The following is a 12,973-nucleotide window of genomic DNA, read 5'->3' as shown; positions in this document are numbered from 1 at the left end:
GGGCGGTCCGAGAGGGCCGCCCTTTTCGTATCATGGCTCCAGAACGATTTTTCCGGTAATCGCTCCTGCCTCCATGGCGCCGAACGCTTCGCGCCAGCGATCCAGCGGCAGGATGCGGTCGATGCGGGGCTTTATCCGTCCCTGGACCATCAGGGCATCCACGGCATCGCGGATCGCCGCTCCGCGTTCGGGAAAACGGCGCGCATATTCCCCGGCGCGAACGCCGACGACGGAAAACCCCTTTATGAGGGGAATGTTGACGGCAATCTCGGGAATTCTCCCGGCGACGAAACCGACCACCAGCAGCTTCCCGCCGAATGCGACGCAGCGTGTGCTTTCGTCGAAAACGTCACCGCCCACGGGATCTAGCACAAGGTCGCATAGCCGCCCGCCAGTCAGGTCGGCGATGTCGGTGCGGAAGCCGCCTGTGTTGAGGATCACGTGGTCCACGCATTCCAACTTGGCGAGGATTTCCCGCTTTTCCTCTGTGTGCGTGGCCGCAATCACCGTTGCGCCCAGCGCCTTCGCAAGGTCGCAGGCGGCGAGACCGACCCCGCCGCTGGCGCCGTGGACCAGGACGGTCTGGCCTGCGCTCAGACCGCCAAGCTCGACCAGAGCGGTATATGCCGTGGAATAGGCCGCGCCGGCCGCCGCCGCCTCGGCATGGCCGACCTCGTCCGGAATGCGTCGCAGGTTTTCCTGTGGAACGCCCGCCAGCTCGGCAAACCCGCCCGTTTTCGCTCCGCCTGTCACCCGGTCGCCGACGGCAAATCCCGAGCCCGGATCGCATTCGAGCACTTCGCCTGCCAGCTCCATTCCGGCCGTGAAAGGCGGTTCCGGTTTGAACTGGTACGCGCCCCGCGTCATCAGCAGGTCCGGGTAGTTGAGCGACGCCGCACTCACTTTCACCAGCACTTCGTCCCGAGAGCGCAGAGGTGGAGGAAGGTGCGTAAGGCTGACGCCGGATAGGTCGTCCGACAGGTTCGAAACGACGAGGGCGCGCATTCTCAGAACGAATCCTTGGCCGATCTCAGCGCGGCAAACGTCTCGTGTGGCGCGCTGCCGCCCCATTTTTCCATCAGCGCCGGATCGTCGGCGCGCAGGAAGGGGTTCGTTTCGAGTTCGCGGCAAAGCCGTGTCGGAACGGTCGGCTCGCCGCGATCGCGCTTCGCCGCAATCTCCTCCGCGTAGCTTTGCAGCGCAGCGTTATCGGGATCTGCGTGCAGCGCAAATTTCGCATTGGCGGCTGTATATTCGTGCGCGCAGTAGAGCGTGGTGGACGCGGGCAGGGCCTTGATCCTTTTGAGGCTCTCCCAGAACTGCTGCGGTTCGCCCTCGAACATGCGCCCGCAACCCAGCGCGAAGACGCTGTCGCCGACAAAAGCCATGCCGGCACTGGCAAGGTGGAAGGCGATGTGGCCGTTCGTGTGGCCAGACACGTCGATAACCGATGCTTCATGGGCGCCGAGCGTCACGGTGTCGCCATGGTCCACGATGCGGTCGATGGGCGACAGCTTCTCGACCTCCTGCGGAGCGATGACGGACGCGCGGGTTGCCTCGACGATCGCCTTGTTTCCGCCGGCATGGTCGGGATGCCAGTGGGTGTTCCAGATCTGCGTGATCCGCCAGTCCCTGGCTTCTGCCTGCCGGAGATATTCCTCTCCGTCGGGCGTATCGATGGCTGCCGTTTCGCCGCTATCGGGATCGTGCAACAGGAATCCGTAATTGTCGGACAGGCAGGGGAACTGGTGAACTTGCAATGACATGGTGCCTGCATATCGCACCTGCCCCCATGTAGGAAAGGCCCGCCTGCTCGAATGAGCGGGCGGGCCTTTCTGTCTGCTCTTTCGAGCGCTGTGCTTAGTCGCTCTTCTTCAGCGCTTCGCCCAGGATGTCGCCGAGCGATGCACCGCTGTCGGACGAACCGAACTGCTGCACTGCTTCCTTTTCCTCGGCGATCTGGCGGGCCTTGATCGAGAAGGTCGGCTTCTTCGAACGATCGAAGCCGGTGACCTGTGCATCGACCTTGGCGCCGGCCTGGAAACGGTCGGGACGCTGTTCGTCGCGGTCGCGGCCGAGGTCCGAACGCTTGATGAAGCCGGTTGCGCCGTCTTCGCCGACCTGGACTTCCAGACCGCCATCGCGGACTTCGAGAACGGTGACGGTGACGACCTGGCCGCGGCGCAGGTCGCTGCCGGCACCCGCTTCGGTCGGAGCACCCTTTTCAAGCTGCTTCATGCCCAGGCTGATGCGTTCCTTGTCGACATCGACGTCGAGAACGATGGCTTCGACCTGCTCGCCCTTGCGGTGCAGGGCCAGCGCGTCTTCGCCCGAGATGCCCCATGCGATGTCGGACATGTGGACCATGCCGTCGACGTCGCCCGGAAGACCGATGAACAGGCCGAATTCGGTGGCGTTCTTGACTTCGCCTTCGACCTTCGCGCCCACCGGATACTTCTCTGCGAAGTCGTCCCACGGATTGCCCTGCGCCTGCTTCAGGCCGAGGCTGATGCGACGCTTCTCGCTGTCGACTTCTAGGACGACGACTTCGACTTCCTGCGAGGTGCTGACGATCTTGCCCGGGTGGACGTTCTTCTTGGTCCAGCTCATTTCGGAAACGTGAACCAGGCCTTCGATGCCCGGCTCCAGCTCCACGAAGGCGCCGTATTCGGTGATGTTGGTGACGGTGCCCGTCAGCTTCGCGCCGACCGGGTACTTGGCCGACACGCCATCCCACGGATCGCTTTCCAGCTGCTTCATGCCGAGGCTGATGCGCTGGGTTTCGGCGTTGATGCGGATGATCTGGACGGTCACGGTCTGGCCGATCTCGATCATCTCGGTCGGGTGGTTGACGCGCTTGTAGCTCATGTCGGTGACATGGAGCAGGCCGTCGATACCGCCGAGGTCGACGAAGGCACCGTAATCGGTGATGTTCTTCACGACGCCGTCGATGACCTGGCCTTCAGCCAGCTGTTCGATCAGTTCGCTGCGCTGTTCGGCGCGCGTTTCTTCCAGAACGGCGCGGCGCGAGACCACGATGTTGCCGCGGCGGCGATCCATCTTGAGGATCTGGAAGGGCTGCGGCTGTTCCATCAGCGGGGTGACGTCGCGCACGGGACGGATGTCGACCTGCGAACCGGGCAGGAAGGCCACGGCGCCATCGAGGTCGACGGTGAAGCCGCCCTTGACCCGGCCGAAGATGCGGCCTTCGACGCGCTTTTCCTCGCCGAATTCGTTTTCCAGCTTGTCCCAGGCAGCTTCGCGGCGGGCGCGGTCGCGGCTGAGCATGGCTTCGCCGTCGGCGTTCTCGACGCGGTCGACATAGACTTCGACTTCGGAGCCGACTTCGAGGCCGTGCTCGTCTTCGCCGCGCATGAATTCTTTCAGATCGATTCGGCCTTCGCTCTTGAGGCCGACATCGACGATGGCCATGCCCGCTTCGATCGCGGTCACGGTGCCTTTTACGACGCGGCCTTCGAAGCCACCATCGTCGGCATTGCCGAGTTGTTCGTTAAGCAGCGCTTCGAAATCGTCGCGCGTGGGATTGGCGGTAGATGCCATAGGATTACAGGTCCTGTTTCACATTTGCTTCCGGCCACCGGTTTACCCGGGGTCTTTCACCGCTTCCGGCGCACCATTGCGCAGGCTGGCGGGGCAAGAGGGCCGATCGTGCCCGCGGGGCCGGATGCCGTCGCGGGTGTCCTTGCGGGCAGGGCTCCGGCAATGACCGGTGACAGCGCCGGGGGCGCGGGGAAACCGGATGGCCGTGAGGGGATGTCCTTCAGACAGGCGCGCCCTTACGCGCAGGACGGGCAAAAAGCAAGCAAAAGGCCGGGCCGTCGCCGGGCGCGGGAAGGGGAGCGAAGTGGAGCGCGGCCGAGCCCCTGCCGGACGGCGCGCAGGGTGACACAAGTGACACGTCGGGCTTTGGCGTCACCCTCTAAAACCGGCGGTTTCCTGCGGTTTTACAGGCTCAGTCACGCGGCGCCGGAAAAGGGGCGGATTGTATCGATATTTCAAATGTAGGAAATTTTGCTGCGCGGGCGATTACGTCCCGAGCGCCTGCCGCACAGCATCGATGGCTGCGGCGATCGCCTCTTCCTTGCCCAGTGTGGAGGTGTCGAGAACATAGGCGTCGGGTGCTGCCACCAAGGGCGCCTCGGCACGGTTGCGGTCGCGCTCGTCGCGCTGGCGCAGGTCCTGCGCGATGACTTCCAGCCTTACGTCCTCGCCCCGGCCCTTCATCTCGGCATAGCGGCGGTCTGCACGCGCCTCGACCGATGCCGTCACGAAAAGCTTCACATCCGCATCGGGCGCGATGACGGTCCCGATATCGCGGCCGTCGAGCACTGCGCCGCCATCCTGATCGGCAAAGGCGCGCTGGCGTTCGAACAGCGCCTGCCGCACCGCTGGGTGGACAGAGACCTGGCTGGCCATGCCGCCCGCGACTTCGCTGCGCAGCGAGGCGTCGGCCAGCAGGCTGTCCGGGAAGGTTACCGCGGCCAGTGCATCGCCGGCATTGTCCGGGTCGCCTCCATCCAGGAACACCTGCCGCCCGACCGCGCGGTACAGAAGCCCGGTGTCGAGATGGGGCAGGCCGAAATGTTCGGCCAGCGCCTTGGAAATCGTGCCCTTGCCACTGGCGGTGGGGCCGTCGACGGCGATGATCATGGTCTGGTTGTCCTCTTGCGGGCGCGTTCGATGGTGGCTTGCCGGTTTGCCCGTTCCTTGTCCCAGAACAATCGGATGGCCGGCGCCGCCAGCCCCGCGAACAGGACCGCACCCAGTAGGTTTCGCCCTTCCGGCATCGTGCCTTGGCGGACCATGAAAGCAACCAGCCCGGCCACGAGCTGGAAGACGAAGATGGGGAGGGAGCGGCGGATCATTCGGCAGCTTTCCTGGGGCGGATTTCGGCCGACGCGTCCGCGCGGGATTTTCGCGCAGCCTTCACCAGCCCGGTAATGGCGATGGCTGCCCAGAATCCTTCCAGAACCAGGCTCGGCCAGTTGGTATGGACCAGCAGCGAAACCGTCAGCAAGGCAGCGCCGGTCAGGTTCGTGCCATGCAGGATCCACGGATTGGGCCGGTCCTTCCAGGTCAGGTAGGCGTAGGCGCCGATGATGCAGGCCGTGCCGACGAAGCCGATCAGCGAATAGATGTCGAGCGAGCCGTTCACTGCGACGCCTCGGCCAGCAAGTCGCGGAACGTGGGGAAGCTGGTCGCGATTGGGCGAGTGTCGTCGACCTCCACCCCGTCTGCCGAGGCGAGGCCGGCCACCGCCATGCTCATGGCGATGCGGTGGTCGAGATGGGTCGTGACGGGCGCATTGGCCGTGCCGCGCAAAGGCTCGCCGCCGGTGCCGTGGATGGTGAGGCCGTCTTCTGTTTCCTCCAACTGCGCACCCACGCTTTCCAGCGCGGCCGCCATGGCGGACAGGCGGTCGCTTTCCTTGACGCGCAATTCCTCCAGCCCGGTGGTGACGGTCGTTCCTTTGGCCAGCGCGGCAGCGACGAACAGGACGGGGAATTCGTCGATCATCGACGGGGCGATGGCGGGGTCGACCCGGGTCCCCGTCAGCGGGGCATGGCGGACCCTCAGGTCGGCGACAGGCTCCCCGCCGACTTCGCGCGGGTTCTCTTCCTCGATACTCGCCCCCATCTGGCGCAGGACGCCAAACAGGCCGGCGCGGGTCGGGTTCAGGCCGACATTCTCTATGGTAAGGTCGCTGCCTTCGACCAGAGTGGCGGCCACTGCGAAGAACGCGGCGGAGGAGGGATCGCCCGGCACCTCGATCGTCTGTGGACGCAACTCGGCATCGCCGTGGATGCGGATGATTCGCTCGTTGCCTGCGTCCTCTACTTCCAGCACCGCGCCGAAACCGCGCAGCATCCGTTCCGAATGGTCGCGGGTCGGCACAGGCTCGATCACCGTGGTGATGCCCGGCGTGTTGAGCCCCGCAAGCAAAACCGCGCTTTTCACCTGTGCGCTGGCCACCGGCAGGCGGTATTCGATCGGCACGGCGGGATGCGCGCCCTCCATCGTCAGCGGCAGGGTTCCGCCAGCGGGTCCATGAAATTGTGCGCCCATGCGCGAAAGCGGTTCGATCACCCGGCCCATTGGGCGCTTCGACAGGCTGGCATCGCCGGTAAAGGTCGCGGTAATGCCGTGGCCCGCGACGAGGCCCATCAGCAGCCGCGTGCTGGTCCCGCTATTGCCCATGTCCAGCGCACCCTGCGGCTGCAACAGGCCCCCGACGCCCACCCCATGGATACGCCATTCCTCTCCGGTCTTCTCCACCTGCGCGCCCATGGCCCGCATGGCGGCGGCGGTCGCCAGAACGTCTTCGCCTTCCAGCAGGCCGGTGACGCGCGTCTCGCCGATGGCAAGCGCGCCGAGCATCACCGCGCGATGGCTGATGGACTTGTCGCCGGGGACGCGAATCCGGCCGGTCAGCGGCGTTCCGGGGGCAAAACGGTGGGGGGAAGGCTGGCTGTTCATCCGGTCCTGGGCGCATGGTGACAGGGGAGGCGCGGCTTTGACAGCGCGAGGGGCGCATGGCAAGGCGCGCCGCACTCTTGATTCGGGCGCAGGCGCGCCCCATCAAGGAACCAGATTTTCGACGCGGCCCGCACGGACCCCATCCGGTGTCATGCCGGGCCCGACCACAAGGACTGAACGATCATGGCGAAGCCTGAATGGGGCACCAAGCGCACCTGCCCCAAATGCGGAACGCGTTTCTACGACCTCGGCAAGGAAGACCCCGTCACCTGCATCGAATGCGGTGAGGAATGGACTCCGGAGCCGGTGCTGAAGGCGAAGCAGCCCATCACCTTCGAGGAAGACGAGAAGAAGAAGAAGAAGGACGGCGAGGCGGACAGCGACCTGGCCGACGACGATCTGGATATCGACGTCGACGAGGACGAGGATTCGCCCGACAACGAAGTCGATCTCGGCGGCGACGACGATCTCGGCGTGTCCAAGGGCAAGGGCGACGACGAGGACGAACCGGAAAGTTGAGTTTAGTCCTTGCATCCGGAAGCTGCCCTTTCTAAAGGGCGCTTCCCGCAAGGGTGGCACGCATGATATGGGTGCCGCACAAAAATGATTGGGGCCTTAGCTCAGCTGGGAGAGCGCAACACTGGCAGTGTTGAGGTCAGCGGTTCGATCCCGCTAGGCTCCACCATTTTACCGTCTTTTCGTTCAGGACGGGCTGCAAATCGCGCCGCACTGCGCTTCCGGTGCTCACGGACTTGGTGTCCGCTGCGCTCCGGTTCTCGCCCGGCACGATTTTCGCTTCCGACCTGAACAGAAATCCGGCAAAATGGATTGAGATTGTTATAGCCGATCGTTCCGATCGCGCGCTGGCCGACGAGTTTTCGTCCGCCGGCGTTTTTCGCGTTTACCGGGGGTTCCCCCGGGTGTTGGAGTTGTGAACGCCTATGTTCGACGCACTTTCCGATCGGCTCGGCAGCACGTTCGACCGCCTGCGCGGCCGCGGCGCCTTGCGCGAACAGGACGTGCGCGATGCGATGCGCGAAGTGCGGGTTGCGCTGCTGGAGGCGGATGTCGCCCTGCCGGTCGCGCGCAGCTTCATCGACCGCGTCACGGAAAAGGCCGTCGGCGAAAGCGTCCTGAAATCGGTGACGCCGGGCCAGCAGGTCGTGAAGATCGTCAATGACGAACTGATCGAAATGCTGGGCGGCGAAGGCCACGAGGACATCAACCTCGAGGCGAAGCCGCCGGTCGTCGTGATGATGGTCGGCCTGCAGGGTTCGGGTAAAACGACGACCACGGCCAAGCTGGCGCGGTATTTGCGCGAAAAGCACGGCAAGAAGGCCATGATGGCCTCGCTCGACGTCAATCGCCCGGCCGCGCAGGAGCAGCTGGCGGTGCTGGGTACGCAGATCGATGTCGCGACCCTGCCTATCGTGGATGGCCAGCAGCCGATCGATATCGCGCGGCGCGCCATGGGTGCGGCGAAGCTCCAGAATTACGACGTCCTCATGCTCGACACGGCGGGCCGCCTCCATGTCGACGAGGCGCTGATGGCCGAGATGAAGGCCGTTGCCAGCGTCTCCGACCCGACAGAGGTCCTGCTGGTGGTCGACAGCCTCACCGGCCAGGACGCGGTCAATGTCGCGCAGAACTTTGCTGGCGAAGTGCCGCTGACCGGTGTGGTCCTGACCCGGATGGACGGCGATGCGCGCGGCGGTGCGGCCCTGTCCATGCGCGCGGTCACGGGCAAGCCGATCAAGTTTGCCGGTACCGGCGAGAAGCTGGACGCGATCGAACCCTTCCGCCCCCGCTCCGTCGCGGACCGGATCCTGGGCATGGGCGATGTCGTCAGCCTGGTGGAAAAGGCCGCCTCCACGATCAAGGAGGAGGAGGCCGAGCAGCTCGCCAAGCGCATGGCGAAGGGCAAGTTCGACCTTAACGATTTGCGCATGCAGCTGCGCCAGATGCAGAACATGGGCGGGCTGGGCGCGCTGGCCGGCATGATGCCGGGCATGAAGAAGGCCAAGGCCGCGATGGCCGACAGCGGCGTGGACGACGGCTATCTGAACCGCCTCGACGCGATCATCGGCTCCATGACGGCAAAGGAACGCGCCAACCCTGCGCTGATGAACGCCAAGCGCAAGAAGCGCGTCGCCGCAGGCAGCGGGACATCCGTCCAGGACGTCAACAAGCTGATGAAGATGCATCAGGAAATGGCGCGCGCGATGAAACAGATCAAGAAGATGGGCGGGCTGAAGGGCCTGGCCGCCATGTTCGGCGGCGGCGGCGCTGGCGGTGCGGGCGGAATGGGCGGCGGCGGCATGCCGAGCCTTCCCGGCATGGGCGCACCGGGCGGCGACGGGAACATTCCCCCGGACCTGGCGAACCTATTGAACAAGAAGAAATAACCTTTTCAACAGATTGAATTACCAAAGGAAACTATCATGGCAATTGCACTTCGACTTTCCCGCGGCGGCGCCAAGAAGCGTCCCTACTACCGCATCGTGGCTGCCGACAGCCGCAAGCCGCGCGACGGCAAGTATCTGGAGCAGATCGGCACCTACAACCCGCTGCTCGCCAAGGACGACGAGAAGCGCGTCCAGCTGAACGAAGAGCGCGCGAAGTACTGGCTCGGCGTTGGCGCCCAGCCGAGCGACCGCGTCGCCCGCTTCCTCGATGCAGCCGGCATCCGCGAGCGTGAAGCCCGCAACAACCCGAACAAGGCGAAGCCGGGCGAAAAGGCCACCGAGCGCGCCGAGGAAAAGGCCCAGAAGGAAGCCGACGCCGCTGAAGCTGCAAAGGCTGCCGAGGAAGAAGCCAAGAACGCTCCGGCCGAGGAAGAAACCAAGGCCGAAGACGCTCCCGCCGAAGACGCTGCTGCTGAAGGCGGCGAAGAAGAAGCGAAGAGCGAGTAAGCCTTGCCAGGCGAAGCGCCCGTCACGCTGGCTGCCATCACTGGCGCGCATGGCGTGGCGGGCGAAGTGCGCCTGAAGCTGCTGGGCGACGGGCTCGATGCGCTGAAGGCGCACAAGAGCTTCGTCGCCAGCGGCATCGAAGGCGGGCTGACCCTGAAGAAGGTCCGCAGCGACAACAAGGGCGGGGCCATCGCCCGCTTCGCCGAGGTGCCTGACCGGTCGGCGGCCGAAAAACTGCGCGGCACGCAGTTGAGCGTCGACCGCAGCGACCTGCCTGCGCTGGAAGAGGGCGAGTATTACCACGCAGACCTGATCGGCCTCGACGTCGTCGACGACACGGGTGAGACGATCGGAACCGTCATCGCGGTCGAGAATTTCGGTGCGACCGATATCATCGAGATCGAGAAAGTCCCTGCGCCTGAAAAGGGCATGAAGACCTTCATGGTCCCGGTGACGAAAGCCGCAGTGCCGGAATGGAATACGCAGCGCGTGGTCGTCGCGCGGGATTTCTGCGATCTTCCATAAATCGATGCCGTCCGCAGAGCGAAGTGGACGGCGCGTCGAGAACGCCACGACCCGGATGGTAATCCCCAGCTTTGAAAGGCGCTGTGAAATCGCCTGCCGGGAAAACGCCCGGCCATGTCACGGGAAGGGATGACCCTAATATGCTGATCGAAAATCCGACTTTGCTGATAGCGGCCTGCACCGGCGGCGCAGCGGCCCTGTCTGCCGTCATGCGTGCGACCTCGGGGCAGATGGGCGGGGTTTTGCGGCACGGCCTTGCGGGCCTCGCTCCGGTGGCCACGGGATTCGCCTTCATGCTCGGCCCGCGCGACAGCGTCGTGGCGAGCGGGGCGGACGTCCTGACTCTCGGCGCGGCTGCGCTGGCCGGGATCGGGGCATGCCTGGCGGTCAATCGTGCCATCGACCGCAAGGGGACACGCGCGCTGCGCTGAGGCGGTACCGAAAGCGCGCGCACCCGCTTCGCGGAAAACCCGCGTTGGAAGTGCCGGATCGGGACGCATCCGCATCGCCCCTCCCGCTGGCACGGCAAAGCGTATAGGATACGCACATGATCGGGGCTTTCCACTGGACATTGATCGTCACCGCGCTGCTGATCGCGGTGCCGTGCATCGGCCTGACCTGGGTGATGTTCCAGGAGAGCTGGCGCTATGGCGGCAAGATGCTGCTGGCCGCATCGGGCATACCGCTGGTGCCTTTCGTCATCGCGTTTCTTCTCGGCGTGCGCGGGCTCGGCTGGGGCGACGCCGCGATCTGGTATCTCGCCGGGCTGGCGATCACCTGCTTTACCGCTGCACTGCTTTATTTCCGCCGCCGCAACGCCTAGGCGCGCAGGCCATGCCCGATGAAGCGAAACCTGCCGCCGCGCCGTTCGCCGCGACCGTCCTGACCCTTTACCCGGAGATGTTTCCCGGGCCGCTGGGCGTATCCCTGGCCGGACGAGCGCTGGAGCGGGGGGACTGGACGATGGAGACCGTGCAAATCCGCGACTTTGCCACCGACAAGCACCGCACGGTGGACGATACGCCGGCCGGCGGCGGGGCAGGAATGGTGCTGAAGGCTGATGTGCTGGGCGCGGCAATCGACCACGCCCGCGCGGCGCAGCCGGATGCGCCGGTGCTCGCCATGACACCGCGGGGCAGGTCGATAACGCAGGCCCGCATCCGCGAGCTCGTGGCCGGACCCGGCGTCACGATCCTGTGCGGCCGGTTCGAGGGTTTCGACGAGCGGATTTTCGAGGCCCGCGACGTGGAGGAGGTGTCGCTCGCGGACGTCGTCCTGTCGGGCGGCGAACCGGCGGCGCTCGCCATACTCGACGCTTGCATTCGGCTGCTTCCCGGAGTAATGGGCGCGGCTTCCAGCGGTACCGAGGAATCCTTCGAGGAAGGACTGCTCGAGTATCCGCAATATACCCGGCCTCAGATGTGGGAAGGGCGCACGATCCCTGAAGTGCTGCGATCGGGGGATCATGCGAAGGTTGCGGCGTGGCGAAAGGCTGCGTCGGAAACCGATACACGGTTACGCAGGCCGGACTTGTGGGAGCGTCACAGTGACGCTCGGGTCCAGTCTGCCTCTGGCGAGCGGCATGAACAGAAAGGTACGGACCAGTGAACCTGATCCAGACACTCGAAGCCGAGGCAATCGACAATCTCGGCAAGGACATTCCCGAATTTCGCGCCGGTGATACCGTGCGTGTCGGCGTGAAGGTCGTCGAAGGCACGCGCGAGCGTGTGCAGAACTTCGAAGGCGTGTGCATCGCCCGCTCCAACCGCGGCATGGGCAGCAACTTCACCGTTCGCAAGATGAGCTTCGGCGAAGGCGTGGAGCGTGTTTTCCCGCTCTATTCGCCCATCGTGGACAGCATCACCGTGGTTCGCCGCGGTGTCGTGCGCCGCGCCAAGCTGTACTATCTGCGTGGCCGCACCGGTAAGAGCGCCCGTATTGCCGAGCGCCGCGACACCCGTCCGGCAAAGGACACGAAGAAGGCGGACGCATAAGCGTCGCACCTTCCATATAATGACACCAAGAGAGGGCGTCCCGGGATCACCGGGGCGCCCTTTTCCTATGTGGAGAGCCAGCCGAGCGCGACTTCGGCGGTTTCGGCCGGGGCATCCACCTGCGGATAATGGCCGACGCCTTCGATCAGATGGTGGCGAGCACCGGGCAGGCGGTCACACCAGGCATCGTAGGCATGGCGGCCCGATACCGGGTCCTGTGCGCCGTTGATCAGGCCGATATCGCCTTGCGCCCGGTCCAGCGCATCGAACCACCGCCCGGCGTGTTCCTGCCGGTCGGCGATATAGTGCAGCAGGCGGTGCATGATCCGGTTGCCGCGATCATGCGTGATGAGCGACCAGAATTCGTCCAGTTCCCGTGTCGTCGGCTGGGTATCGGGGCCGAAGACTTCGGAGAAACTCCGCCCGAATTTCTCTCGCGTGGTCAGCCAGCCGACCAGGAAACCCAGCGGCGATATGCCCAGTTTCTGGATCGGGCGGGGCCGGTGCTGGTCGGGAAAGATGCCGCCATTGAGGAAGACGACCTTGCCGAGGCCCCGCGCCCCCGATCCCTCCGCCCGGCGGGCCAGCAGTTCCTGCCCGACCGACACGCCGTAATCGTGGACCAGCGCATCGTATTCGGAAATCCCGAGATCGGCCAGCAGCGCCTCGTGCATGTCGGCCTGGCGATGAATCGAGTAGCTGGCGGCGGCACGCGGCTTGTCCGAGAGGCCGAAGCCGATCATGTCGGGCGCCACCAGGCTGTACCGGGCGGCGAGCCGGGTCCAGACCCTGTGCCAGTCCCAGGCGGCGGTGGGATAGCCGTGCACCAGCAGCAGCGGCCTGCCGGAACCGCCATCCGAAGAAAGGGCCGTCCAGTAGGCGATGTTGCAGTCGCCAAAGGCAAAGGTGCTTGCCTGCCTGCGCCAATCGTCGAGTGTCGGTTCGGTCACGGGACAGGCATCCTTGTAAGAGGGGGCTTGTAAGAGGGGACTCATATGACGGGCCCATGAAAAGGGGTTACAATGCTCTTGTCCCGCCATTACG

Annotated in this window: 16 protein-coding genes and 1 tRNA gene; 9 read left to right on the top strand and 8 right to left on the bottom strand. The window is 65.0% G+C overall.

What is annotated here, in order from left to right; genetic code table 11:
- Positions 1 to 30: 30 nt before the first annotated feature.
- The 7 genes from ACGHJ7_RS10760 to aroA all read right to left on the bottom strand — a co-directional run bounded on the left by ACGHJ7_RS10760 (position 31) and on the right by aroA (position 6,498).
- A complete protein-coding gene (locus ACGHJ7_RS10760) occupies positions 31 to 1,005 on the bottom strand; it encodes an NADPH:quinone oxidoreductase family protein (RefSeq protein ID WP_390477299.1) in 975 nt (324 codons plus the stop codon).
- Between the two features lie 2 nt (positions 1,006 to 1,007).
- Positions 1,008 to 1,766 carry a hydroxyacylglutathione hydrolase gene (gloB, locus tag ACGHJ7_RS10755; RefSeq protein ID WP_390477296.1) on the bottom strand — a complete coding sequence of 253 codons (759 nt, stop codon included), beginning with the start codon at positions 1,764 to 1,766 and terminating at the stop codon, positions 1,008 to 1,010.
- Between the two features lie 94 nt (positions 1,767 to 1,860).
- Complete coding sequence (gene rpsA / locus ACGHJ7_RS10750; RefSeq protein WP_390477293.1) at positions 1,861 to 3,561, bottom strand: 30S ribosomal protein S1; 1,701 nt, start codon at positions 3,559 to 3,561, stop codon at positions 1,861 to 1,863.
- A 486-nt stretch (positions 3,562 to 4,047) separates the two neighbouring features.
- Positions 4,048 to 4,671 (bottom strand): (d)CMP kinase, encoded by a 624-nt coding sequence (locus ACGHJ7_RS10745; RefSeq protein ID WP_390477292.1) that lies wholly within the window; start codon positions 4,669 to 4,671, stop codon positions 4,048 to 4,050.
- Positions 4,668 to 4,886, bottom strand: coding sequence for a hypothetical protein (locus ACGHJ7_RS10740; protein WP_390477289.1), 219 nt, complete (start codon positions 4,884 to 4,886; stop codon positions 4,668 to 4,670). Before ACGHJ7_RS10740 ends, ACGHJ7_RS10745 begins: the two co-directional genes overlap by 4 nt.
- Complete coding sequence (locus tag ACGHJ7_RS10735; RefSeq protein ID WP_390477287.1) at positions 4,883 to 5,176, bottom strand: permease; 294 nt, start codon at positions 5,174 to 5,176, stop codon at positions 4,883 to 4,885. Before ACGHJ7_RS10735 ends, ACGHJ7_RS10740 begins: the two co-directional genes overlap by 4 nt.
- Positions 5,173 to 6,498 (bottom strand): 3-phosphoshikimate 1-carboxyvinyltransferase, encoded by a 1,326-nt coding sequence (aroA, locus tag ACGHJ7_RS10730; RefSeq protein WP_390477284.1) that lies wholly within the window; start codon positions 6,496 to 6,498, stop codon positions 5,173 to 5,175. Before aroA ends, ACGHJ7_RS10735 begins: the two co-directional genes overlap by 4 nt.
- Positions 6,499 to 6,681: 183 nt before the next feature.
- On the opposite strand from aroA, the gene ACGHJ7_RS10725 reads away from it, so the two are divergent.
- The 9 genes from ACGHJ7_RS10725 (at position 6,682) to rplS (ending at position 11,929) form a co-directional block, all read left to right on the top strand.
- Positions 6,682 to 7,017 carry a TIGR02300 family protein gene (locus ACGHJ7_RS10725; RefSeq protein ID WP_390477283.1) on the top strand — a complete coding sequence of 112 codons (336 nt, stop codon included), beginning with the start codon at positions 6,682 to 6,684 and terminating at the stop codon, positions 7,015 to 7,017.
- Positions 7,018 to 7,107: 90 nt separating this feature from the next.
- Positions 7,108 to 7,183: transfer RNA gene (locus ACGHJ7_RS10720), tRNA-Ala, on the top strand.
- 256 nt (positions 7,184 to 7,439) lie between these two features.
- Positions 7,440 to 8,903 carry a signal recognition particle protein gene (gene ffh, locus ACGHJ7_RS10715; RefSeq protein ID WP_390477280.1) on the top strand — a complete coding sequence of 488 codons (1,464 nt, stop codon included), beginning with the start codon at positions 7,440 to 7,442 and terminating at the stop codon, positions 8,901 to 8,903.
- Positions 8,904 to 8,939: 36 nt separating this feature from the next.
- Positions 8,940 to 9,410 carry a 30S ribosomal protein S16 gene (rpsP, locus tag ACGHJ7_RS10710; protein WP_390477277.1) on the top strand — a complete coding sequence of 157 codons (471 nt, stop codon included), beginning with the start codon at positions 8,940 to 8,942 and terminating at the stop codon, positions 9,408 to 9,410.
- A 3-nt stretch (positions 9,411 to 9,413) separates the two neighbouring features.
- Positions 9,414 to 9,935 (top strand): ribosome maturation factor RimM, encoded by a 522-nt coding sequence (gene rimM / locus ACGHJ7_RS10705; RefSeq protein WP_390477275.1) that lies wholly within the window; start codon positions 9,414 to 9,416, stop codon positions 9,933 to 9,935.
- A gap of 140 nt (positions 9,936 to 10,075) precedes the next feature.
- Complete coding sequence (locus ACGHJ7_RS10700) at positions 10,076 to 10,366, top strand: hypothetical protein (protein WP_390477272.1); 291 nt, start codon at positions 10,076 to 10,078, stop codon at positions 10,364 to 10,366.
- A 116-nt stretch (positions 10,367 to 10,482) separates the two neighbouring features.
- The gene (locus ACGHJ7_RS10695) at positions 10,483 to 10,758 is read left to right on the top strand and encodes a hypothetical protein (RefSeq protein WP_390477270.1); all 276 of its coding nucleotides are present in this window, start codon (positions 10,483 to 10,485) and stop codon (positions 10,756 to 10,758) included.
- A gap of 11 nt (positions 10,759 to 10,769) precedes the next feature.
- Positions 10,770 to 11,543, top strand: coding sequence for a tRNA (guanosine(37)-N1)-methyltransferase TrmD (gene trmD, locus ACGHJ7_RS10690; protein WP_390477267.1), 774 nt, complete (start codon positions 10,770 to 10,772; stop codon positions 11,541 to 11,543).
- Positions 11,540 to 11,929: a 50S ribosomal protein L19 gene (rplS, locus tag ACGHJ7_RS10685; protein ID WP_390477264.1), complete on the top strand. Its 390-nt coding sequence runs from the start codon at positions 11,540 to 11,542 to the stop codon at positions 11,927 to 11,929. The genes trmD and rplS overlap by 4 nt, the downstream gene beginning before the upstream one ends.
- 65 nt (positions 11,930 to 11,994) lie before the next feature.
- On the opposite strand, the gene ACGHJ7_RS10680 is transcribed toward rplS, so the two are convergent.
- The gene (locus tag ACGHJ7_RS10680) at positions 11,995 to 12,879 is read right to left on the bottom strand and encodes an alpha/beta fold hydrolase (protein WP_390477262.1); all 885 of its coding nucleotides are present in this window, start codon (positions 12,877 to 12,879) and stop codon (positions 11,995 to 11,997) included.
- Between the last annotated feature and the right edge of the window lie 94 nt (positions 12,880 to 12,973).

The sequence above is a fragment of the Altererythrobacter sp. MTPC7 genome, assembly GCF_042851395.1.
Classification (GTDB): Bacteria; Pseudomonadota; Alphaproteobacteria; order Sphingomonadales; family Sphingomonadaceae; genus CAJXSN01.
This window is presented reverse-complemented; position numbering and strand designations above follow the sequence as displayed.

What these genes read in the sequence shown, in the direction of transcription:
- ACGHJ7_RS10695 (WP_390477270.1), top strand. Translation starts at nt 10,483, where the DNA reads ATGATCGGGGCTTTCCACTGGACATTGATCGTCACCGCGCTGCTGATC.
- trmD (WP_390477267.1), top strand. Translation starts at nt 10,770, where the DNA reads ATGCCCGATGAAGCGAAACCTGCCGCCGCGCCGTTCGCCGCGACCGTC.
- ACGHJ7_RS10740 (WP_390477289.1), bottom strand. Translation starts at nt 4,886, where the DNA reads ATGATCCGCCGCTCCCTCCCCATCTTCGTCTTCCAGCTCGTGGCCGGG.
- ACGHJ7_RS10760 (WP_390477299.1), bottom strand. Translation starts at nt 1,005, where the DNA reads ATGCGCGCCCTCGTCGTTTCGAACCTGTCGGACGACCTATCCGGCGTC.
- ACGHJ7_RS10700 (WP_390477272.1), top strand. Translation starts at nt 10,076, where the DNA reads ATGCTGATCGAAAATCCGACTTTGCTGATAGCGGCCTGCACCGGCGGC.
- ffh (WP_390477280.1), top strand. Translation starts at nt 7,440, where the DNA reads ATGTTCGACGCACTTTCCGATCGGCTCGGCAGCACGTTCGACCGCCTG.
- rpsA (WP_390477293.1), bottom strand. Translation starts at nt 3,561, where the DNA reads ATGGCATCTACCGCCAATCCCACGCGCGACGATTTCGAAGCGCTGCTT.
- aroA (WP_390477284.1), bottom strand. Translation starts at nt 6,498, where the DNA reads ATGAACAGCCAGCCTTCCCCCCACCGTTTTGCCCCCGGAACGCCGCTG.
- ACGHJ7_RS10745 (WP_390477292.1), bottom strand. Translation starts at nt 4,671, where the DNA reads ATGATCATCGCCGTCGACGGCCCCACCGCCAGTGGCAAGGGCACGATT.
- rpsP (WP_390477277.1), top strand. Translation starts at nt 8,940, where the DNA reads ATGGCAATTGCACTTCGACTTTCCCGCGGCGGCGCCAAGAAGCGTCCC.
- ACGHJ7_RS10725 (WP_390477283.1), top strand. Translation starts at nt 6,682, where the DNA reads ATGGCGAAGCCTGAATGGGGCACCAAGCGCACCTGCCCCAAATGCGGA.
- gloB (WP_390477296.1), bottom strand. Translation starts at nt 1,766, where the DNA reads ATGTCATTGCAAGTTCACCAGTTCCCCTGCCTGTCCGACAATTACGGA.